Source organism: Protofrankia sp. Cas3 (assembly GCF_963555955.1).
GTDB lineage: Bacteria > Actinomycetota > Actinomycetes > Frankiales > Frankiaceae > Protofrankia.
The window spans coordinates 18,165-40,549 of sequence record NZ_CAUVXP010000007.1 but is presented as its reverse complement, the minus strand read 5'-3'; the positions used below and the strand labels follow the sequence as shown (position 1 = coordinate 40,549).

The 22,385-nt window shown below is 66.7% G+C and carries 16 protein-coding genes; 11 read left to right on the top strand and 5 right to left on the bottom strand.

The window, feature by feature from the left end; all coding sequences use genetic code 11:
• The first annotated feature begins 15 nt into the window (after positions 1–15).
• The 8 genes from U9983_RS02720 to U9983_RS02685 all read left to right on the top strand — a co-directional run bounded on the left by U9983_RS02720 (position 16) and on the right by U9983_RS02685 (position 9,285).
• The gene (locus U9983_RS02720; protein ID WP_322752495.1) at positions 16–780 is read left to right on the top strand and encodes a MerR family transcriptional regulator; all 765 of its coding nucleotides are present in this window, start codon (positions 16–18) and stop codon (positions 778–780) included.
• Positions 781–1,003: 223 nt separating this feature from the next.
• Positions 1,004–1,489: a bifunctional nuclease family protein gene (locus tag U9983_RS02715; protein ID WP_322750286.1), complete on the top strand. Its 486-nt coding sequence runs from the start codon at positions 1,004–1,006 to the stop codon at positions 1,487–1,489.
• Between the two features lie 311 nt (positions 1,490–1,800).
• Positions 1,801–2,367 carry a MerR family transcriptional regulator gene (locus U9983_RS02710; RefSeq protein WP_322750285.1) on the top strand — a complete coding sequence of 189 codons (567 nt, stop codon included), beginning with the start codon at positions 1,801–1,803 and terminating at the stop codon, positions 2,365–2,367.
• A 252-nt stretch (positions 2,368–2,619) separates the two neighbouring features.
• Positions 2,620–5,682 carry an FtsK/SpoIIIE domain-containing protein gene (locus U9983_RS02705; protein WP_322752494.1) on the top strand — a complete coding sequence of 1,021 codons (3,063 nt, stop codon included), beginning with the start codon at positions 2,620–2,622 and terminating at the stop codon, positions 5,680–5,682.
• A gap of 119 nt (positions 5,683–5,801) precedes the next feature.
• Entirely contained in the window at positions 5,802–6,725 is a 924-nt protein-coding gene (locus tag U9983_RS02700) for a hypothetical protein (protein WP_322752493.1), read from the top strand.
• A gap of 58 nt (positions 6,726–6,783) precedes the next feature.
• Positions 6,784–7,047 carry a hypothetical protein gene (locus tag U9983_RS02695; protein WP_322750282.1) on the top strand — a complete coding sequence of 88 codons (264 nt, stop codon included), beginning with the start codon at positions 6,784–6,786 and terminating at the stop codon, positions 7,045–7,047.
• 400 nt (positions 7,048–7,447) lie between these two features.
• A complete protein-coding gene (locus tag U9983_RS02690; RefSeq protein ID WP_322752525.1) occupies positions 7,448–8,953 on the top strand; it encodes a trehalose-6-phosphate synthase in 1,506 nt (501 codons plus the stop codon).
• Positions 8,954–9,090: 137 nt separating this feature from the next.
• Positions 9,091–9,285 carry a hypothetical protein gene (locus U9983_RS02685; protein ID WP_322752492.1) on the top strand — a complete coding sequence of 65 codons (195 nt, stop codon included), beginning with the start codon at positions 9,091–9,093 and terminating at the stop codon, positions 9,283–9,285.
• A 21-nt stretch (positions 9,286–9,306) separates the two neighbouring features.
• Here U9983_RS02685 and U9983_RS02680 read toward each other — a convergent pair whose 3' ends face one another.
• The 3 genes from U9983_RS02680 to U9983_RS02670 all read right to left on the bottom strand — a co-directional run bounded on the left by U9983_RS02680 (position 9,307) and on the right by U9983_RS02670 (position 12,115).
• The gene (locus U9983_RS02680) at positions 9,307–9,834 is read right to left on the bottom strand and encodes a histidine phosphatase family protein (RefSeq protein WP_322750288.1); all 528 of its coding nucleotides are present in this window, start codon (positions 9,832–9,834) and stop codon (positions 9,307–9,309) included.
• 398 nt (positions 9,835–10,232) lie between these two features.
• On the bottom strand, positions 10,233–10,601 hold the full coding sequence (locus tag U9983_RS02675; protein WP_322750279.1) for a WhiB family transcriptional regulator: 369 nt from the start codon (positions 10,599–10,601) through the stop codon (positions 10,233–10,235).
• Positions 10,602–11,206: 605 nt separating this feature from the next.
• A complete protein-coding gene (locus tag U9983_RS02670) occupies positions 11,207–12,115 on the bottom strand; it encodes a C40 family peptidase (protein ID WP_322752491.1) in 909 nt (302 codons plus the stop codon).
• Between the two features lie 764 nt (positions 12,116–12,879).
• Between U9983_RS02670 and U9983_RS02665 the strand changes: the two genes are divergently transcribed.
• A complete protein-coding gene (locus U9983_RS02665; protein WP_322752490.1) occupies positions 12,880–15,087 on the top strand; it encodes a bifunctional polysaccharide deacetylase/glycosyltransferase family 2 protein in 2,208 nt (735 codons plus the stop codon).
• A 233-nt stretch (positions 15,088–15,320) separates the two neighbouring features.
• On the opposite strand, the gene U9983_RS02660 is transcribed toward U9983_RS02665, so the two are convergent.
• Positions 15,321–16,193, bottom strand: a complete 873-nt coding sequence (locus U9983_RS02660; RefSeq protein WP_322752489.1) for an SAM-dependent methyltransferase — start codon at positions 16,191–16,193, stop codon at positions 15,321–15,323.
• Between the two features lie 175 nt (positions 16,194–16,368).
• On the opposite strand from U9983_RS02660, the gene U9983_RS02655 reads away from it, so the two are divergent.
• Together U9983_RS02655 and U9983_RS02650 are read left to right on the top strand one after the other, a co-directional pair.
• Positions 16,369–17,121 carry a hypothetical protein gene (locus U9983_RS02655; RefSeq protein WP_322752488.1) on the top strand — a complete coding sequence of 251 codons (753 nt, stop codon included), beginning with the start codon at positions 16,369–16,371 and terminating at the stop codon, positions 17,119–17,121.
• Between the two features lie 144 nt (positions 17,122–17,265).
• Entirely contained in the window at positions 17,266–18,234 is a 969-nt protein-coding gene (locus U9983_RS02650; protein WP_416211257.1) for an alpha/beta hydrolase family esterase, read from the top strand.
• A 92-nt stretch (positions 18,235–18,326) separates the two neighbouring features.
• Here U9983_RS02650 and U9983_RS02645 read toward each other — a convergent pair whose 3' ends face one another.
• Positions 18,327–22,160 carry a HAMP domain-containing protein gene (locus tag U9983_RS02645; protein WP_322752524.1) on the bottom strand — a complete coding sequence of 1,278 codons (3,834 nt, stop codon included), beginning with the start codon at positions 22,158–22,160 and terminating at the stop codon, positions 18,327–18,329.
• Positions 22,161–22,385: the final 225 nt, after the last annotated feature.

The following is a 22,385-nucleotide window of genomic DNA, read 5'->3' as shown; positions in this document are numbered from 1 at the left end:
CCGATGGTCCCATCGATGAACGCCGGTCGGGCCACGACATCGTCCGTGCCGATGCCCGCTCGGGCCCCGGCAGGTGGCTCCCCCGCGAAGACGTTCAACATCGGCGAGGTACTCGATCGACTGAGGCTGGACTATCCCGACGTCACGCTGTCCAAGATCCGATATCTGGAGGCGGAAGGTCTGGTGGTCCCGGCCCGGACGAATGCGAACTATCGCAAGTACTCATCCGATGATGTGGGTCGACTCCGTTACATACTCGGCGCACAGCGGGAACGCTTTCTGCCGCTGCGAGTGATCAAAGAGGAACTGGAGTCCATCGACCGCGGCGAGCAGCCGCGTGAGCGGTCCGGCCCTCGCCCGGTCGCACCACCCCCGCCCCGCGTCCTGGACATGATCGTCGATGGCGGCGAGACGGTGCGGATGTCGCGCCGGGAGCTGCTCGCCGCCACCGGCATCGGTGACGATCAACTTGTCGAACTCGAACAGTACGGGCTGCTCGCGCCCCGCCCCGGCGGTAGCTATTTCGACGGGGACGCGCTGGCGGTCGCACGCACGTTCGCCGCGCTGAGCGCCTTTGGCGTCCAGCCTCGTCACCTGCGTTCCTCGCGGGTCGCGGCCGATCGGGAAGCGGGACTGATCGAACAGGTGGCGGCCCCCCTACGGGGGCAGCGCGACCGTCCCGGCGGGCACGCGCAGGACACCGTGGACGAGCTCGCGGGTCTGCTGGTTCGGCTGCACGCCGCCCTGCTGCGCTCACGGTTGCGGGCCGGGCCGAGCTGATGACGCCACCTCGGCATGCCCGTGGATCAGTCTTTCGCAGGCCGATTCGCCCGCGGGCACCTATCGTTGACAGTGGGGTGGAAGATGTCCGCGGTAGTCGATCTTTCCGGATGCACCGGGCACGCTGACGAACTCCAGCGACGGGGATACTGTCACCCGGTGGGCGTCTACAGTTTCCGCTCAGATCATCCCGTCCTGCTCACCTGTGCGAGGAGGTAGATCGGTGCATCGGCTGGACATCGTCGGCGTTCGTGTCGAGCTTCCGTCGAAGCAGCCGATCGTCCTGTTGAAGGAGGTCGGAGGTGAGCGCTATCTGCCCATCTGGATCGGCGCGGTGGAGGCGACAGCCATCGCGTTCGCGCAGGAGGGCATCACGACCGCTCGTCCGATGACCCACGATCTCATGCGTGATGTGCTGCAGGCCCTGCAGACGGAACTCACGAGGGTGACCATCAACGATCTCCAGGACGGAGTGTTCTTCGCGACGCTTGTGTTCGGAAACGGAGTCGAGGTCTCGGCCCGGCCGTCGGACGCCATCGCGCTGGCCATGCGGATGGGGGTACCCGTCTACGGCGAGGAGTCGGTACTCGCCGAGGCTGGCATCACCGTGCCTGAGGATCAGGAACAGGAGCAGGAGAGCGAGCTGGAGAAGTTCCGAGAGTTCCTGGACACGATCTCACCGGAGGACTTCAACACACCAGGCTCCTGATCGTGTATTCCCCGTCACGCGGTGGAGCAGGATCGTCACCGGGCGGCGTCACCAGGTGGCAGCGCCAGGCGGCATTGCGAGCCGTTGCGGCACGTGTGCGGTTGTATCCTCAATAGTTCGGGCTGGGCGTGCTTTCATGCGGTTGCGGGACACGTCAATCCTGATCATTGATCCAACCGTCGAGGGCTCTTACCGTCGAGTCGAGGTTGCGGTCCCGCCACGGCGGCCGCGCACGGCGATGCTGTGGCGGGGCCGGGTGAGCCCGGGAGCCGGTTGGTGGGACGGATGGCGACAGCGATGATCGGACGGCGATGATCGAGCAAGGTCAGCTCTTCCCGGATGATCTTCCTCAACCTCCTGGCGATGATGTCGGCTACCGGGGGCCCACCGCGTGCGCCGCCGCGGGGATCACCTATCGGCAGCTCGACTACTGGGCCCGTACAGGGCTTGTCGTGCCGAGCGTGCGAGGCGCCACCGGGTCGGGTAGCCAGCGGCTGTACTCCTTTCGCGATGTGCTGGTTCTGCGGGTCGTACGCAAACTGCTTGAGGCGGGGGTCTCCCTGCAGAACATCCGTGCCGCCGTGGACTGCCTGCGTGTCCGCGGGATCGACGATCTTGCCAGGGTCACCCTGGTCAGCGACGGGTCGACGGTGTACGAGTGCACCTCCGACGACCAGGTCATCGACCTCGTCCAAGGAGGGCAGGGGGTCTTCGCGATCGCGGTCGGCCGGGCCGTGCGGGACATGCGCGGGCAGCTGTCGCAACTGCCGACCGAGCGGCCCGAACGCCCGGGACCGGTCGGGCACCCGGCGCACGTCGCCGTCGGTCATCCCGGGGACGAGCTGGCCAACCGGCGCGGCCGGCGCAGCTCAGCCTGAACCAGCGGGAAGCCCGGGGGCCGACGCGGCTACCCGACCGTGGTCACGTTGCTGGACCGAACCCGCGGGGACGGGGAGCATGAGGCGCCGGCCCGTCCGGTAGCGTCACATCGGCGCAGGCCCACCCAGTCAAGGGAAAACCCCGCCTTCGTCGGATCTCGTCGTTAGGTTGGTTCTACCGGTAGGTCACGGGTCGGCCAGGACGCCACACCACCATCGTCGTGCCATTTGCTTGATCGCGGGGAGGTCGCGGTGTCGGGCACTCGGCGAGTGCGGACGCTGGTCACTGGCATCCAGACATGCCTCGGTGAGGCGCTGAGCCTCGCCGATCGGCTGGAGGCACTGGCCGACCAGGTCGAGCTGCCCGAACCGGACGCGCCCCTTGCGGGTACCGGTACGCGTCCGACCGACCAGCTCCACTGGCCCGACGACGCCTGGCACACCGGATCCAGCGCTGCGCAGCGGGTGCCCATCGCGCTCAGCGCCGCGGCCTCGATCGCCCGTGAGCAGGCGCCCGCTCTCGCCGGCGCACGGTGGTCGGCGCCGGCGTGGACGCCGGTGCGCCAGGCCGGCCTGGCCGGGCACCCCACGCCTGGCGAGCCGGTGTCCGCACCGGAAGTGTCCGTGCAGGGAGTGTCAGCACCGGGCGTACCCGTGCAGGGAGCCGCGGAACGGCACTACCGGCCAGGCCTGTGGCGGGTGGGGAGAGTGATCGTCCCACCGCTGCTGCCCGGCGGAGTCGCCGCCGAGGTTCCCCTCGCCGTCAGCCTGCTCGACGGCGGCAACCTGCGCATCGTGGTGGACCGTGACCGCCGGGGTGAGGGGGTCGGCGTTGTGCGCGGCCTGCTCACCCGGGTGCTCGCGGCGGCGCCGGCCGGGTCGGTGCGGGTCATCGTCTACGACCCTTATGAGCTGGGGGCCGGGCTTGCAGGTTTCGCCCCGCTGCGGGCCGCCGGCGTCGCCAGCCCCACCCTGACCACCCGAACCCGCCTGGAAGGCGTGCTCGCGGAGCTTTCCGCGGAGGTGGGGCGGATCACGGTCGACCGGCTCGGCGGCCGGTTCGCCTCGTTGCGGGAGCGAGAAGCCGCCGGCCTGCCGCGGGCCGAGCCCTGGCGGCTGCTGGTACTGCTGGCCTGGCCGTCGCTGGCCGACGACGCCGCTCGGGCGCTGGCGGCGGTCGCCGCCCAGGGTCCTGCATGCGGTGTGCACGTCATCGTCCTGGCGGAGGAGGGCGCCGCCGCCCCCGGTGCCCGACGCGGGCATGACACCCTGGCGCACGCCGAGACTCTGTGGCTGACCGACGACGGCGGGAATCGTCCTGCCGGGGACCCGGGCCGGCCCGAGGGCGACCGGCCGAGCTGGCGCTGCTCGCTGTCGGGTCCACTTCGATGCGACCTGGATGAACCCCCGCCCCCCGATCTGGTGGCCGCGGTGGCCCAGATCGTGGCTGCCGCCGCGGCCCACGAGGCCGCCCGGCCGCCGAACGCGCGCGCCCTGCTACCCGAGACGCTGTGGAGTTTTGACGCCGCCGGCGGTCTTGCTGTTCCGGTGGCGTTCGGCCCGGACGGCCCGGTGACGTTGCGGTTCGACGACGACACCGTCCACGCGCTGGTCGGTGGGCAGGCCGGAGCGGGCAAATCGACCTTGCTCCTTGATGTGGTGTATGGCCTGGCTGCCCGCTATGGCCCAGACCAGCTGCGATTTCACCTGCTCGACTTCAAGGAGGGGCTGGAGTTCGCCCAGTTCGCTCCCCGCGGTGACGACCCGTTCGTGCTGCCGCATGCGGACACGATCGGCATGGACAGCGACCGGGAGTTCGGGGTCGCCGTGTTGCGCCACGTCCGTGCCCTGATGCAACGCCGGGCCCTCGCCATGCGGGCCGTCGGGGCCCGGGACCTGCGCGGCCTGCGAGCCGCGCAGGTCGGTACCGGGTGGCCACGGATCATGATAGTGATCGACGAGTTCCAGGTGATGCTCACGCCGCTGGACGCGGTGTCGCGGGAGGCGGTCTCGCACCTGGAGGTGTTGGCGCGCCAGGGGCGCGCCTACGGGATCCACCTGCTGCTGGCCAGCCAGACCCTGTCGGGTATCGACGCTCTGGATGCGACGGCCGGTAAACGTGGATCGATCTTCGGGCAGTTCGCGCTGCGCATCGCGCTGCGTACCTCGATCTCGGAGTCACGGGTGCTGCTGTCGACCACCAACGAGGCGGCCGGAGCACTGGCCGGCGTCGGTGAGGCCATCGTCAACCGGCGCAACGGCCACCCGGCCGGCAACGAGCTCGTCCGGGTCGCCTATCCGGAGCCGGCACTGCTCGCCACGCTGCGTGCGAGCCTGTCCAGCGCGAACGTGTCCCGTACGAACGTGTCCCGCGCCGCGGGGAACCGGCCGCCGAAGGTCTTCGTAGGCCACGCCCCGGCGCTGTTGGACGACAATCCGTTGTTCCGTTCGCTGGCGGGCACGCCCGCACCGCTCGACCGCGGCGGGCCTGACCGCGACGCGCTGGATCCCGGTCACCAGGATCCCGGTCATCAGGACGATGGGGAGGTCGCCGAACCGTTGGCGCTCGTCGGGGTTCCCCTCGATCTGCATCCCGCCGCCGTTGGCGTCCGCTTGTCCCCGCTGCCAGGACGCAACCTGGCGGTTCTCGGACCGCTGCGGCGTGAGGCCGTCGGCGTGCTGCACGCGGCCGTCACGAGCCTGGCAGCCCAGGCCGGGCCGGACGGGCTGGGGGTCGACATCGTCGCCGTCACCGGCGAGATGGCCCCGGTCGCCGACATCCTGGCCGAGCGGGTCCGGGCCTTCGGCCAGGCTGCCGAGGTTCATCCGCCGGCCGCCCTGCGCCGCGTGCTGGCCCAGACCAGTGACGCGGTGCGGGCCAGGGAGGAGTCGGCACTGGCGGTGGGGACGGGCCCGCAGCACGGGCCGGCCCAGCCGCTACGGCTGCTCGTCCTGTTCGCCGCCGATGCGGGGCGCGGGGTCCTTGAGGCCAAGGACCCGGTCAGTCGTCGCTCCGGCCTGGATGATCTGCGTTTCGTGACCCGCCGGGGCCCGGTTCAGCGGGTGCACCTGCTCGGCTGGTGGCGCGGCCCAGGTCGCCTGCTCGATGACCTTGGTCCCACGCATCGGGACGACGTCGGGGCATGGATCGCGGTCGGCGTTCCCGGCAATGATCTGTTCAGCCTCGCCGGAAACCGGTCGGTCACTGCGGTGACAAGCGCGAACCGGGCAGTCCTGTTCGACCGCAACGGTCAGGCGGAAGCACGCACGATCATCCCGTTCGCACCGTTGCAGCGGCAGGTGGACGCACGATGACCGGGCCGGTCATGGGAGTTGACCACAACGGTCACGGGAACCCGCGGTCGACCTCCGATGGAACCCACGGTTACCGGGCGTTGGTTGGTATGCCCGACCAATTGGGTAGATCTCTCCCTGTGCCCGACGGTGAGCCCGATCGTGACGGCGGCGACCTGCGTGATCCCCGTGATCCCGATCTCGACGATCCGAGGATCGCGATCGCGCAGTATCGGGCGCTGCTCGCCGAGCTTGACCAGGCTCGCACGAAAGTGGCGGACCGGGTACTGGCCGGCCGGGAACGGCGCGCTGCGCTGGCGCGCACGCACCGGGAGTCCGCCGATGCCATCCGTTCCAGAGTCGACGAAGTGTGGCGGACGGTGGCCGAACCCCTCGCCCATCACGGCATCAGTGACCTCGACCAGCTTCGCCCCGCTCCGGTGACGGAATTCGATCATGATGATGTGGCTGCGGTGGCCCTGCGCAAACCTACGGACCGCTCAGCCGTTCGGGCCACGCACCGTCGCGGTGCTGGCAGCGGGCGCGGGCGGTCCACCGGCACGGCGCTGGAGCGCACGGCTCGCTCGGGGCGGCCCGCCGTGGGAGCCGATGATCCCGTCGAATTCGACCCGGCCGCAGCGCCGGCCCGCGCTCACGAACTGTGTCTCACCGCGATGGGGCACGCCGCCGAGCTGCGGGCGATCACACGGGCGGGCCCGACGACGTCCGCAGCGATGATCATCGGGTTGGCCTGTCTGCTGGTAGCCGGCACGGTCACCGCGCTGCGGGTGTTCCTCGGCGTCGAGGCGCTCGCGTCCCTGGCCGGTGGCGCGCTGGTCGCCGGCGTGTGCGTGGTGGTCCTCACCGACGCGAGCCGCATCGAGGTGGCCCGGGCAGCGTTGCTCGGAGCGGGTACAGCCGGCGCCGCGGTGCTGGCGACCGCCCGGGTCGCGCCCCTGAACCCACCTGGCTTGATCGCTTCCCTGGTGGCGGTTGTGCTGGCCGTCCGCTTCGGGCTCGGCATCGGAGCACCGCGAGATCCGCGAGATCCGCGGCGCACATGAACCGGCGGTTGTCCGGACCCGATCCCCTCGGCGGCGACAGAAGAAGGGCAGGATCTCTGTGACCAGCACCATCGCCGACGTCAAGTCCCAGCTTGGCGAGGCGTTCAAGCGCACTGATGAGGTCGTCGGCCAGTTGGACGGCGCGTTGACCATGATCGAAGAAGCGCAGGCGATCGTCCTGGCTGCGACCGACGGCAGCGCCCACCGGGCCGTGGAACAGCTGACGAGCGCCCTGATGGAAACCCGCGAGCGCATCCAGGAATCGCTGGCGGCCCTGGGATCCGCTGTCCAGGAGGTCCGGGACTACAGCGACGGACTTTGAAGTGCCCTGCCGGGCGTCATTAGAGTATTGACATAAATCAACCAATTGTGAGAAATAGCACAAATTTTCGTGACCGATGGCCCGCGTTCGGTTGTCAGCGTGTCGCGGATGGAGATCTGGGTAACAATTCCGCGGGTTGTCCGCGACGCGATGCATCCTTTAGCCGGCCTTACTAAAGTCCGAGTTGTCCAGTCGGTCGCCGACGGTATGATCATGGTTTCTTTCGTGCCACCGTCGGCCCGACCAGGACAAGCCGGGCCGACGGTGGCACGATCACGGCTCCTGCCGCACCGTCGGCGGCCCGGGAAAGTACCAACGCGTGGCAGTTCACGGGTCCGGCATCCGTCCGGCGCCGCTGCCACGCGACTGAGGAGGCCGCACCACCGTGCCGGTAAGCAGAATGCTCGACCTTCCGCTTGTACTTCTGTCCAACCGCGGCCCGGTGAGCTTCGACCGTGACGCTTCGGGACGAACGGTCACCCGAGGGGCGGGGGGCCTCGTTTCAGCGCTGTCGGGCCTCGCCGAGCACCTCGACGACGCCGTCTGGGTCTGCGGGGCGGCGACCACGGAGGACACCGTGGTCGCAGGCGAAGCGCTGGGCGGTTCGATCGTCGTCCAGACCTCGCCGTCGCCGCATGTGGTCGAAGGAGACGCCGACGGTCCCACCATCCGGGTACACCTGGTCGTCACCGACCCCGCGGCCTATGCCGACTTCTACAGTGTCTGGTCGAACCCGATCCTGTGGTTCGTCCAGCACGGACTGTACGGTCGGGCACTCTCGCCCAACATCACCCAGGCCGAGCATGACGCGTTCGAGCACGGCTACGCCGCGGTCAACCGGGCATACGCGGACGCCGTCGCCGACGAAGTCCGCGCCCGCGGTGGCAAGGCCCTCGTTCTGCTGCAGGATTACCATTTTTACCTGGTTGCCGAACGGGTCCGGGAACTGTGCCCGGACGTCGTGCTCACCCACTTCGTCCACATCCCGTGGCCGAGCCCGGACGAGTGGCGCGTGCTGCCCGCCGGCATCCGGGAGCGGCTGCTGCGCGGGCTGCTGGGCAGTGACGTCGTCGGCTTTCACACCCGGCGTTACGCCCGTCACTTCGTCCTGTGCGCGCAGGAACTGCTCGGCCTGGACGTCGACCTCGACAACCTGCTGGTCACAGTCGGCGATCGGACGGTCCGGGCCCGGTACTACCCGATCTCGGTGGACCCGGCTGCGCTCGATGCGATCCTGGGCACCGAAGAGGTCGCCGCGCATGTCGCCATGCTGCGTTACGCCTTCCTCGACGGGGACCGCCAGCTCATCCTGCGGGTGGACCGCACCGATCCGAGCAAGAACGTCGTGCGCGGCTTCCTCGCGTTCGGCACGCTGCTCGACCAACATCCGGAGCTGGTCGGAAAGGTCAGTTTCCTCGCGCTGCTCCAGCCGAGCCGCACGGACGTGCCCGAGTACGCCGACTACATCGCATTGATCGGCGCGGTTGTCGCCGAGATCAACGCCCGGCACACCAAAGACGGGCAGCAGCCCATCGACCTGCGGATGGCCGAGGACTTCCCACTCGCGGTGGCCGCCTACTCGATCTGTGATGTGATTATGGTCAACGCCATCGCGGACGGGATGAACCTCGTGACCAAGGAAGTCGCCGTGGTCAACCGCCGCGGCGGCGTGCTGGCGCTGTCGGAGAACGCCGGCGCCCACGAGGAGCTCGGCGAGTACTCGGTGACGCTGCATCCCTTTGACGTACAACAGATGGCCGACGCCCTGTACGAGGCTCTGACCATGCCGGTGGAGGAACGCCACCGGCGTCTGGCCGCGGCTGCCGATCAGGTGCGCACCCATGATGTGGGACGGTGGCTCAGCGAACAGCTGGACGACCTCGCGCGGCTCGCCGGCTACTCGTAAACCCCTCGTAACCCTGCTTAAGCCTGCTGAGCCCGGCTGAACCCGGCTGGAGCCGTCCACCTCGGCGGGTTTCCACCGCGCCTCGCGGGTAGTGTCAGCGTCGACAGAATTTCGTGGACGACATAAGGGGAGCGGACGTGGCGGGTTCGGGCGGTCACCACAAGGCGAACACGGGTTCGTGGGCCGCGGTATTTCTGATCATCGCGGCTTTCTCGATCGGGACCTTCGCGCTCGTGCTCCACTCCGTTCCCCTGTGGATCGTGACCGGCGTGGCGCTGGCCGCCGGCATGATCACCGCGGTCGCCTCCGGCATCATGGAACAGGCTTACTGAACCGACCCCGCCGTCCGGTCGTCAGCGGCTGGACGCGCTCGTCAGCGAGCGCGGGGTGACAAACGACACCAGGCGGGTCGTACTGGGTCCGAGTTCCGCCCAGCGACCCACGGCGAGATCCTCCACCGCAAGCGCGGCCGTGGGAAAGGTCGGAATGCGGGGACGCTCGCCGACCGGCAGCAGACCGGCTGCCAGTGCCTGCATACCGGGGTTGTGGCCCACCAGCAGGACGGTGGGTACGCCGTCATCCAGCTCCCGGAGACGGTCGAGGAGATCGGCGACATCGGCGAGATAGAGCCTGTCCTCGGTCAGTACCGGGACGTCGGGCGGAAGTGCCCCGGCAATGTGCTCAACGGTCTGGCGGGTGCGACGTGCGGATGAACACAGCACCAGGTCGGGGATGAGCTGATCAGCGCGCAAATGCTCCGCGATGAGCTCGCACGCGGCCCGGCCGCGAGGCGACAGCGGCCGCTCGGCGTCCGGGGTCGAGCTGTCGGCCCAGTCCGACTTGCCGTGACGCAACAGCAGGAGACGACGCGGCGGCCTCACCACGCGACCTGCGTGGACGTGGCGGACAACCGGACGCCGTGACCAGGCGCGGAACACCCTGACACGAAGCTCCTCCTCGGACGGCAACGACACGCAGCCTGCCCATCCCGGCCCGGGGCGTCAATGGTTCCTTTCCGCACCGTCGAGGTAGGCGGCCGGATCCGGCAGATTAAGAGCGCCCGGCAACAGGGGCGTGGATCAAGGACCGGTGTTGGGTGTCGACCGACGACAACGCTGCGAGGTGCGTGACCCGGCCCCGCGACGCCGCGTCCCTATTGCCGGTCGCTCCAAGGAAGTCCCGCGGCCGGCTGGCTCGTTGGCCCCGGTGTGGCGTCGACCACGAGCCGGCGGACGCCACACCGGGGGCAACGAGGATGTCGCCGACGGAAGTGATAAGATCAGCTCGTAGCGTAGGTGGACAGTAGGAGGCGATCGGCATAGGCCAGCGCGTCGTCCGCGGTCAGCCGGCCGCGCGGCACGATTGAATTACGTTGATCTGACGTAAGCCCACCCCACACGCCGTGTTCCTCCTGACGGAACAACGCTGTGGCCAGACAGGCCCGTCGTACCGGGCAGCTCGCGCAGATCTTGCGGGCTCGGATTTCGGCAGCGGCGCGGGCCTTGGTGTTACGCCCGTCCGGTGGGAAGAAGGCATCGGGATCCCCGTCCCGACATGCCGCGTCCTGGCGCCAGTATGCGGGCCAGCCGGGGCCGTAGGGCTGTGGCGGGAGGTCTCGTCCGGGCAGGACCGGTACCCCGGCGCTCATGGCCTTCTGCCGATCATGGTTGCATCCGTGCGCAACGTGGACAGGGAGTTGGGAACGGCATCGCTACCGGAGGGTAGCGAACGCGGCTGACTGGGCATACCGTCTCCTGCTGGACATCGCTTGTGGCGGACATAACAGGGACGAGCACCATGTAGATGTGTTGTGACGCACATCTACTCTGCTCGGGTGGGACGACGACTCGGGTGGGACGACGACTGTTACGAAAAGACGACGACACGGTTCACCGGCGTGGAGTGCACCGCATCGCTGGCGCCATGTACACCGGAAACGAACCTGTCTCGTCTCGTTAACCGAGGAACGTAGACGGCTCTCGACCGGATAGCAAGGGTTCCGGAACGGTCACGTCCGCGGTTTGTGTCACAGGTCGCATCGTGATGTCGCCGGTCGCCGCGCGGTCGCAGATGTGAAACTCGCAGTATGCGATGTAGTACATCTTGTGAGTGCCCGGCCCGCCTTGTGGGCGGCGAACCGGGCATTTTGGATATTCTGTGGTCAGCCGATGGCGAGTGCGGTGATCGCAGTGATCACAAGCGTGAGTAGGATCACAACGATGATCGCTGGATCGAAATAGCGGACGAGTACCTTCATACCCGCCCGATACGGTAGTTATCTGTCCAGATCAGCTGATACTGGACGTATGTGCCGGGGCGACGAGAAATGATCATCTGTCCACCGCCGGCATACAGGCCGTCGTGATACGCCTGCCCCTGATCGTCCAAAAAGAAGATCACATCACCTGGGCGGACGTCGGCCCGGCTGACCGGAGGTAGCGCATCGAACTGCTCGTAGGTCGTTCGGGGCACCGATACGCCCAGTTGCGCGTAGACGTACTGGATCAGACCTGAGCAGTCGAAGTCGTTCGGGCCGGCACCGCCATAGCGATAGGGCTTTCCGATCTGCTGTGCGGCGACCGCGACCGCTGCCGCACCCAGTGAACCCGAGCCGGCGGCCGGCTCCGGCGGCTGCGCCGTTGACGTGCCCAAAAGCGCGCCCCAGGTCAACGGGCCGACAATCCCGTCGGTCACCAGACCGGCGCCAGCCTGGAAACTCCGGACGGCGCTCTCGGTCCGTGGTCCGAATTCTCCGTCCGCGGCGATCCCCAACCGGCTCTGGACCGCCGCGACCGTCTCCCCGCGGCTTCCTCGCCTCAACAGTTGGCCCGGGTACTCCAGCGCCACCGCTTGGACGGTACTGGACGGCAAAAATTGTGAGTTGTACCAGAGTGCGTCGGTCAAAGACGGTGCGATAGTCACCGACGGGGTGATAGTCACCGCTGGTCCGACATGCGTGGTTGGCTCGCTCGCGGTGGCCGGACACGGCGCAAGAGCCACCGCGACGGCAACAGCACAGGAGACCGCGGTGACCGTCGGTGAGACTGCGCGGCTTGAGATGGACATTGCCATCGCCCCTCTGCCGCCGTCCGGGCAGTGCACCCGGGTCCCGTCCGCGTGCGTGTCGCCGGCACGGGGATGCGGACGGGCCTCGGCGGTCATCCCCGTTACTCACCGTGACAGTGAGCACCCTTACGCTAAGAGACTGGCGAAGAACTTTCAGTGATACTAGTTACCAAGGGTGACGGTCTCTAGCTGTAACACGATCATGAAGAGCCAGTAGCCCGATAGCGGACGCAAACCACCGAAAGCGGGCCAGAACGGATGAAATCCGGCGATGCTGGTATCGCCAATACCAGCATCGCCGCATGACATTTTTCGCTGCCCGTATACCTGCATTCTGGTTAGCGGACGCCTTATGACGGACTCTTGCCACAGACCGGCGACGAGCCAAACGGTGGAACGGTTCGACCAGCGCCGATGGCGGTTCCTGCAGGCTCGTATCCGAACACATGATGGTTGTTGAAGGAGAATTCCATGGTGACGCCAGTCTTCGTGACCACGTCGGGCACCCGACGTCCAGCGGTCCGCTTCGCCGGCCGAATTCTGGGCCTGCTGGCGGCCGGTTACCTGGGGCTGACAGCAGTCGGGTTGTCCGGAACGCCCTCCGTCGTGGAGCCCTTGCCCTCCGCAGCGACCGTCTCGCATGATCATACATTCGTGGATAGTCCAGCACCAGGCGGGCCGGATACGTCCGGGAAAACTGCCGGAGTCGGTAACCTGGTCACACCAGGTAGCATCAGATAAGGCCGTGGACCGTCATGCGAATCTCACCGAAGAGATCAGCGCGGAACCGCCGTGGCCGATTCCCGGCCCATGCACGACCGAAATCTGTTCGGTCCCACTGGCCGATTTTCGGGCTCATAGTGGTCGCACTCAGTGTGATGCTCGGTTTCCAGGCCTTTCTGTATTTTGGTACCGGTCCATCCGCCACCGCCCGGAGTTATGATCCCGAGAACGCACCGCCGGACACGCCTACCAAGCCCGTGATCGACGTGGTGGACGGTCAGCCGAGAGCGCGCGATACAGCCCCCGGAACCGTCGCGTTGACCTTCGACGACGGGCCGAGCGAGAAGTGGACGCCCGAGGTGCTGAAGGTCCTGCGCCGTCACAGTGTGCATGCGACCTTTTTCGTGGTGGGTGCCCACGTCCTTGAGCATCCCGACCTGGTACGCCAGATCAAACGTGACGGGAACGAGATCGGCATCCACACCTTCAGCCATGTCGACCTCACAAGCGCACCGACCTGGCGGCGGAATCTCGAACTCGGCATGTCACAGGCGGCGCTGGCCGCCGTCACCGGTGAGCGGTACTCGCTGCTGCGCCCTCCATACAGCGCCACTCCCATCGCAATCACAAAGGTCGGGCTGGCACGGTACGAAGAACTGGCCGGGCAGGGTTACGTGACGGTCGTCGCGGACCGCGACACCGAGGACTGGATGCAGCCCGGTGTGGATACGATCGTGCGGGCTGCGGCGCCGAGCGGTGACGCAAGCGGCATTGTTCTCATGCACGACGGCGGCGACCATCGCGCGCAGACGGTCGCGGCCCTCGACAAGATGATCGACCAGCTGACCGCCCGGGGCTACCGTTTCGTCACTGTCTCCGAGGGGCTCGGCCAGACCCCCGCGTCCATGACCGTGCCGGTGGACACCCGTAGCAGAATCGCCGGTAATGCACTGGTTCTGGCGTTCAGGATTTCCGGAATGATCCGTAGCTATCTGGCCCTGTCGTTGATCCCGCTCAGTGCGCTTGCGATTCTCCGGTCGGTGATTACGATCATCGCTGCCCGCCGCTACATTCGGCGGAAGAACAGCCCACAGATGGGCGGCTCGCGGAACAGCGGCCGACAGTCGGAGGATTCTGCCTACCAGCGGACACACGCCGCCGGCCGAACCGGCTCCGCCTTCCTACCGCCGGTCAGTGTGATCGTACCGGCCTACAACGAGTCGATGGGCATCGCGGACGCAGTCCGGTCGCTTGTCGCCAGCGATTATCCGGACTTTGAGGTGATAGTCGTCGACGATGGCTCGACTGACGGCACCGCTGACGTCGTAGAACGGCTCGCGCTACCCGGAGTCCGGATCATCCGACAGCGGAACGCGGGCAAACCCGCCGCGCTCCAGCACGGCATTCGTGTGGCCTGCGCCGACGTGCTCGTACTTGTGGACGCCGACACCGTCTTCGAACCAGATACCATCCGTCGCCTGGTACAACCACTCGCGGACCCTGGTATCGGCGCGGTGGCCGGCAATACGAAAGTCGGAAACCGACGTGGACTGCTTGGTCGCTGGCAGCACATAGAATATGTTCAGGGATTCAGCCTTGACCGCCGGCTGTACGATCTGCTCGGCGCCATGCCCACGGTCCCCGGCGCGATCGGCGCATGGCGCCGGGCGGCCCTCGATGAGGTCGGCGGTATCAAGGACGACACGCTTGCCGAAGACAGCGAGGCCAGCATAGCCCTTTGCCGGGCGGGTTGGCGCATCGCCTACGCAGACGATGCGCGGGCCTGGACCGAGACCCCCGCCACACTCCGCGCGCTCTGGCGGCAGCGCTACCGCTGGTGCTACGGAACCATGCAGGCGATCTGGAAACACCGGCATGCCGTGCTCGAAAGGGGGCCCGGCGGTCGACTCGGGCGGCTCGTACTTCCCCAGCTCGTCCTGTTTCAGGTCGTGCTACCGGTGATCGGACCCGCCGTCGATCTACTGGCTGTCTACGCGCTGTTCAGCGGAGACTGGCGGGTCTACGCCACACTCGGGGTGTTCTACGGCATCCAGTTCGCCACCACCGCCTTTGCGTTCCGCCTCGAACGGGAACCACTACGTCCACTATGGGCGTTGCCCTTCCAGATGTTCGTCTACCGGCAGCTCATGTACCTGGTGGTCATACAGGCCGTGGTGACCGCAGCACGCGGCACCCCACTGCGCTGGCAGCGGATGATCCGGCAGGGCACTGCCACCCAATCACTGGACAGGGAAATGATGCCGAATCAGCGGTACGAGCCGCCGGCTATTCACGGCGTTCCGACGCCTGCCTCCTCGAACGCACCAGCGATGCCGGTCGCCTGATCTGCCTGCTCCCGTGAGAACACCGGCCCCGGGAATCAATGGAACCGTGGTTGGCGCTGATATTGATCTTGCCGGGTACTCGTCCTCTGTGCTCTGGAGGACCTGGGCCTGGAGGCGTTCGCAAAGGTCGGCTTCCTCGGGCGCCAGCGGGCCGTCGGGGCGCCGGATACGGACGGGCTTGGGCCGGATCGGCAGGCCGTCGTCCGCATCGCAGCCGGCGACTGGCCCCGTCCCTATTGCCGGGCGCTCTTGCGTGCGACGCCGGCCCACAGCGCTGTCGGGGTGGGATCGTTCGTGCCCCACTGAGTCGCCGGCACAACACCGGGCTCGAGCAGTTCCCAGCCATCGAAAAAGCGACTTACCTGTGTTTTGCTACGCATTGTAACTTTCATCGGCATCATCTGGTTCATCCGGGCTGCGGCAGCGCCGGCTCCGATCGTGGGGTTCACGTCGTTGGCCGGGTGCGACAGCACCAACGCGCTGCCGGCGGGCAGTGCGGCGGACAGTGCCGCGACGATTGCGTACGGATCGTCCTCATCGGCGACGCAGTGCAGGATGGCGACCAACATCAATGCGATCGGCCGGCGAAAGTCCAGGGTCTCGGCCGCGCCGGCCAGGACGGCGGCCGGGTCCCGAACGTCACCGTGGAGGTAGGCGGTGGCGCCGGCGGGGCCACCGGTCAGCAGCGCCCGTGCGTGCGTCAGCACGATCGGGTCGTTGTCGACGTAGACGACCCGGGCGTCGGAGGCGACCCTTTGCGCGACCTCGTGGGTGTTGTCGGCCGACGGTAGACCGGTGCCGATGTCCAGGAACTGGCGGATGTCGGCCTCGCCGGCCAGGTGGGTCACTGCCCTGCGCAGGAACGCCCGGTTGCTGAGAACGCTGGCGCGCATGTCGGGCATGGCCGTCATGGCCTGCTCCGCCACTGCCCGGTCCGCGGCGAAGTTGTTCTTCCCGCCCAACCAGTAGTCGTAGATCCGCGCGATGTGGGGGATGTCCGGGTTCAGGTCGGCACCCGATTCCCGGCCCGCGCCGGTCACCGCGCCGGCATCGGCGGGATCAGCCACCGACCGGAAATCCCACCTCGATGAGTCACCCTCAGCCACCAGCCCTGCTCCCTTCGCGCGGTCACCCCCAGCAGACACCACCCAGGTTAGCGGCAAACCCGGACCAGAACGGACTTGCCGGCGGGGGACTCTGATACGCCGACGGGTGGGAATATTAACCTGGTTTGATACCGGTAACAGTAGATTGCCGGAGATCTTCATATTAGGGGGACTTGTGGGAGTACTGCGATGGTGTGACGGTCGGGCTCCGGCGCAGGCCCGTGCGGGCGGCGCCGTGGTGGCGGTCGCCCTGTTCGGCCTGGCAGCCTGCGGGGGTACCGGTACCGGTACCGGCGGCAGCACCAGCACGCTGCCCCAGACCACCGCGACATCGCCGGCCCCGACCCTGCACGCCCGCGACTACGTCGTCACCGAAGGCGCCGAGACCACCGGGCTTGTCCGGGACACCTCCACCAACACCTCACCGGACCCGAAGATCTCCGAATCTGAGTTCGCATCGTGCCTTGGCGTGCCGACCGCCGAGATCCAGGACAACTCCATCGACTCGGCGGACGGTCCCGACCTGATGAGCCCCGACGAGCTGGCCCATGTCAGCTCGTCCGCGGAAATCAATCGCCCGGGGGATGTGGCACGTGACGCGGTCATCCTGCGACGTCCGCAGGCGCTCACCTGCATTGGCCGGCTCTTCCTCCGGGGGCTCGAGCAAGAAGCGTCGTCCAACGGCGAGAGCGTCACGCTCGACTCGACGCTGGCGCTGCCCGGGCTGTCCGGGGCCACACAGGCCGTACGCATGGCGATAACCGTCGCCGCCAACGGCGGTAAGATCCACATTACCTTCGACATAATCTTCATCTGGTCCGACCGTGTCGAGAGCACTATCGTGCTTGGTCAGATCAACGGCGTCCCGGACCGGACGCGGGAGCAGAACGTGATAAGCCAGGTCGCCGCGAAGGTCGCCCGCCAGTGACATCCAATGATCATCTGCGGCTCGCGACAGGCACCGGCACGTCGGCTGGTATCGCCGTCGGGCTTACTCACTTCTGACATATATTCTTACCAATTCTTGACATTTAAGAGCCACAATGAGCGTGTGGCCCCACACTCCGCCGTTGTGCATGCTCCGCCGTCCGTCCGCGCACTGGTGTCAGCAGTGGTCGGTCTGCTCGTCGTGGTGACCGGATGCACCCCCGGGCACGGTGCGTCCACGGGGGAGGGCACCGGCCGGCCCACGACGACTGAGACGGTGGCGGTCGGGTCGTCCACCCAGACGATCACCGTCGGCGGGCAGGCGCGGACCTTCCACCTCTACCGGCCGGCATCGCTGCCGTTGTCGGGCGCGGTGCCGCTGGTCGTCATGCTCCACGGCGGTTACGGCAGCGGAACCCAGGCCGAGTCCTCCTACGGCTGGGACGCCGAGGCCGACAGTCAGCACTTCATGGTCGCCTATCCCGACGGCCTCGACCATGCCTGGGATGTGGGCGGCGGCTGTTGCGGTACGCCGGGGCGCACCAACGTCGACGACGTGGCCTTCATCACCCAGCTCGTGGCCATCGTGAGCCTCGCGCTACCCATCGACCCGACCCGGGTCTACGCCACAGGCATATCCAACGGCGGGATGCTCGCCTACCGGCTGGCCTGCGACACCACCGTGTTCGCCGCCATCGGGCCGGACTCGGCCACCCTGCTCGGCCCGTGCCCAGCGCCGGCGCCCGTCGCGGTCATCCATCTTCACGGCACCGCCGATCACAACATCCCCTACAACGGTGGCCAGGGCGACGGCACCGCAAAGATCAACGGGCCTGCGGTTCCGTCCCTGATCGCAACCTGGCGCGAGGTCGATCACTGCCCCGCGCCGACGGTCGATACGGCCGGGTCGGTCACGACGTCGGTGGCCCGCTGCCCTGCCGGTCACGACGTCGAGCTGGTCACCATCGCCGGGGCAGGTCACCAGTGGCCCGGCGGGGAACCCAAGCCCGTGCTGGAGCGCCTGCTACACCTTGATCCCCCGTCCGCCGCGCTGAACGCCACCGACGCCATCTGGCGCTTCTTCGCCACCCATCCCAAACCCGCCGGCGGCTGACCGCGAGACCTGCTGGGAACAACGGCACCGCCCCCCTCTGCGACATGTGACAGGCTCAGACAACGATCAGAATCCCGGTTGACCGCGTCGCCTTACCGCTCCACATGGGTGAGTCGCTCGTGTATGCAGGTAAGCAGTTCTTCGGTGTCGACCGGCTTGGTGATGTAGTCGGTGGCGCCGGCGGCGAGGCACTTCTCCCGATCGCTCTGCATGGCCTTCGCTGTGACTGCGATGATCGGGAGGCTTGCAAAGCGCGGCATGTTCCGGATGACCTCCATGGTCGCGTAGCCGTCCATTTCAGGCATCATGACGTCCATCAGGATGAGATCGACTGCCGTCGCCAACAGGACATCGATGCCCATGCGTCCGTTAGGCGCGTGGATCACCATGAGGTCGTGAAGTTCGAGCATGCTGGTAATAGCAAAGACGTTCCGGATGTCATCATCGATAACCAGAATCGTACGGTCGCGTAGTCCTGGGTACGTCGAGGTGTCGGGCACGGGCAACAGTTCCGCGGGCGCGTTCGGGGCTCCCCGGAGGGGCAGCACATCACCCGGATGATCAGCGGACAGGTACAAGGTGATACGTTCACGAAGATCATCTAGAGAACGCAACGATTCCAGGCGGTGGGTGCGGAAACGGACCTGGGCGAGCCGCTCGTGGGCGGTGCTCCGCGAGGGGTGGGCGAGGACCGGGATGTCCTGCAGATCCGGGCGTTCCCGGATTCTGTCGAGGAAAGCGAACGCGGACGCGTCGGGAAGGGCCAGGTCGAGCACGACACAACGGTAGGCTGTTGCCAGCAGGTGGCCGATGGCGTCGTCAGGGCCGGTGGCGGTGGTGATGTGGACAGCCCCGTGGGTGTCGGCGATGTCGGCTGCCGCACTGCGCGCGAGAAGGGTCAGCAGACCGTTGTCGTCAGGTTCGACGACGAGCAGGCGGTACTCACCGGACGCTATGACAGGCGCCGGCGTCGAGTCGACACCTGCCGGCACTGTGGCACCTTGTTTTTCTTCGGCACCATGGATTTCTTCGACCACGGAGTCGAAGGTGGGCAGCGGCAGGTAGAAGGTAAAAATACTACCATGCTCGAACTCACTTTGGGCGTGGATTTCACCGCCGAGGAGGGTCGCGACCTCACGGGAGATGGACAGGCCAAGGCCGGTTCCGCCGTATCTACGGCTGGTGGTGCCGTCGCCCTGCTGAAAGGCTCCGAACACTTTGTCCAGGTTCTCTTCGGCTATACCGACGCCGGTGTCGATCACGGAGAACATCATGGCCCTACGCCACTCGCGGCCGAGCACGCTGCCATCGGCCATCTGGATCCGAAGTTCCACCCCGCCTTGTTCGGTGAACTTCACCGCATTGGACAGCAGGTTGCGCAATATCTGCTGCAGACGTTGCTGGTCGGTGAAAAGTATATCCGGCAGGTCAGGAGCGACATCGACCGTGAACTGCAGACCCTTCTCCGTGGTCAGGGGACGGAAAGTGGTCTGGACATCCTCGATCAGCTTCGTCAGGGCGAAGCGCTCCAGGTGGATATCGATCTTCCCAGCCTCAACCTTGGAAAGATCCAGGATATCGTTGATGAGCTGGAGAAGGTCGGAGCCGGCAGAGTGGATGACGTTGGCGTACTCGACCTGCTTCGGTGTGAGGTTGCCAGCTGGGTTCTGAGCCAGCAACCGCCCCAGAATCAGCAGGCTGTTCAGCGGCGTACGTAGTTCGTGGGACATGTTGGCGAGAAACTCCGACTTGTACTTCGATGCCAGGGCGAGCTGTCGTGCCCTTTCTTCGATCTCCTGTCGCGCTTGTTCGATCTCGTAGTTCTTGATTTCGATGTCATGATTCTGGCGGGCGAGGAGAGTTGCCTTTTCTTCGAGCTCGGCGTTGGAACGCTGAAGCTCCTCCTGCCGAGCCTGCAGTTCTTCGGAACGTGCTTGCAGCTCGCCGGCGAGGCGCTGCGACTCGTCCAGCAGCGCGTCGGTTCGAGAGTTGGCGATGATGGTGTTGACGTTGACGCTGATTGTTTCCATCAGCTGGTTCAGAAAGTCCCGGTGCACTTGCGTGAACGGGGTGAAGGAGGCGAGCTCAAGAACGCCGAGGACGTGGTCTTCAAAGAGAATCGGCAGTACGATAAGGCTGACGGGCGCGGCTTGGCCGAGGCTGGAGGAAATCCTCACATAGTGGGCGGGCGTCTGCTCGACCACGATCGGTTTTTTCGTCCGGGCCGCCTGTCCGATCAGGGATTGTCCGACGTTGAACTCTCGCGGCACATCGGCGTGGGTCTGGTAGCCGTAGCTGGCGATCAGCTGCAGGGTGGAGCTGTTTGGACCGGATCCGGTCAGGAAAAATGTGCCGTGTTGCGCGCCGACCAGTGGAGTCAGCTCGTCCATGATCAGATGGGCGACCGTAGTGAGATCGCGGCTTCCCTGCATCAGGCTGGAGACGCGGGCCAGGTTGGTCTTCAACCAGTCCTGCTCCTGATTGGCCCGGGTGGTCTCACGTAGTGACTGCACCATGGCGTTGATGTTGTCTTTGAGTTCGGCGACCTCGCCCTGAGCCTCCACGGCGATGGACCGGGTGAGATCGCCGGTGGCGACTGCACTGGTCACCGCGGCGATCGCCCGCACTTGGCGGGTGAGATTTCCGGCGAGATCGTTAACGTTCTCCGTAAGGCGCTTCCACGTCCCGGAGACGCCCTCGACCTTGGCCTGCCCGCCGAGGATCCCCTCGGTGCCGACCTCACGGGCCACCCGGGTCACCTCGGCGGCGAACGATGACAGCTGATCGACCATCGTGTTGATGGTGGTCTTGAGCTCGAGGATCTCCCCGCGCGCATCGACATCGATCTTCTTAGAAAGATCACCTTGGGCTACGGCAGTGGTGACCTGAGCGATGTTACGGACCTGGCTGGTCAGGTTGTTGGCCATTGAGTTGACGTTGTCGGTGAGGTCCTTCCAGGTGCCCGACACACCTTTGACGTCGGCCTGTCCGCCAAGCCGTCCGGCGGTACCGACTTCCCGGGCGACCCGGGTGACCTCGTCGGCAAAGGCCCCGAGGGTGCCCACCATCGTATTGATCGTCTGGGCGAGCGTAGCGACCTCGCCCTTTGTCTCCACCGTGATCTTCTGGGACAGGTCGCCCCTGGCCACAGCTGTTGCCACCTGGGCGATCGAGCGGACTTGCACGGTGAGGTTGGAGGCCATCACGTTGACGTTGTCGGTGAGGTCCTTCCAGGTGCCCGACACACCTCGCACGATCGCCTGCCCGCCGAGATTGCCCTCGGTCCCCACCTCACCGGCCACCCGGGTGACCTCGTCGGCGAAAGCGGACAGCTGGTCGACCATCGTGTTGATGGTGTCCTTCAGCTCGAGGATCTCCCCGCGGGCGTCCACCCGGATCTTCTGTGTCAGGTCACCCTTGGCCACCGCGGTCGTCACCTGGGCGATCGACCGAACCTGGTCGGTCAGATTGGTCGCCATGACGTTGACGGACTCGGTGAGGTCCTTCCAGGTTCCTGACACGCCTTTGACGTCGGCCTGTCCGCCAAGCCGTCCGTCGGTGCCTACCTCGCGGGCCACCCGGGTGACCTCGTCGGCGAACGACGACAGCTGGTCGACCATCGTGTTGATGGTGTCCTTCAGCTCGAGGATCTCCCCGCGGGCATCCACCCGGATCTTCTGTGTCAGGTCGCCCTGGGCCACCGCTGTTGCCACCTGGGCGATCGATCGGACCTGCCCGGTGAGGTTACCGGCCATGGCGTTGACCGAGTCGGTAAGGTCCTTCCAGGTGCCCGACACCCCCGGCACGTCGGCCTGCCCACCGAGCTTTCCGTCGGTGCCGACCTCGCGGGCCACCCGCGTCACTTCAGAGGTGAACAACGCGAGCTGGTCGGTCATACCGTTGAAGACGCTGGCGATCTCGTCCATGAGCGTGTCACCCACCTGGGGCAGACGCGTGCTGAAGTCCCCACCACGCACCGCCGTCAGGCCCGCGAGAAGCTGGCGCAACGCGGGATCCTCCAGCGTCCCCGGCGGTCTGCGATTCGACTTCGCGCCCTCACTCACCAGCACACCCCTGTCGTCGCCTGACCGGTGATGCTCACCGGATGACCTAGAAAGACCTCGTCTAGTCCACCGTAGACACCCTGGAAC

Coding starts and splice junctions, on each gene's coding strand:
- U9983_RS02710 (WP_322750285.1), top strand. CDS start 1,801: ATGATCGAGCAAGGTCAGCTCTTCCCGGATGATCTTCCTCAACCTCCT.
- U9983_RS02690 (WP_322752525.1), top strand. CDS start 7,448: ATGCTCGACCTTCCGCTTGTACTTCTGTCCAACCGCGGCCCGGTGAGC.
- U9983_RS02720 (WP_322752495.1), top strand. CDS start 16: ATGAACGCCGGTCGGGCCACGACATCGTCCGTGCCGATGCCCGCTCGG.
- U9983_RS02670 (WP_322752491.1), bottom strand. CDS start 12,115: ATGACCGCCGAGGCCCGTCCGCATCCCCGTGCCGGCGACACGCACGCG.
- U9983_RS02645 (WP_322752524.1), bottom strand. CDS start 22,160: ATGGACGAGATCGCCAGCGTCTTCAACGGTATGACCGACCAGCTCGCG.
- U9983_RS02675 (WP_322750279.1), bottom strand. CDS start 10,601: ATGAGCGCCGGGGTACCGGTCCTGCCCGGACGAGACCTCCCGCCACAG.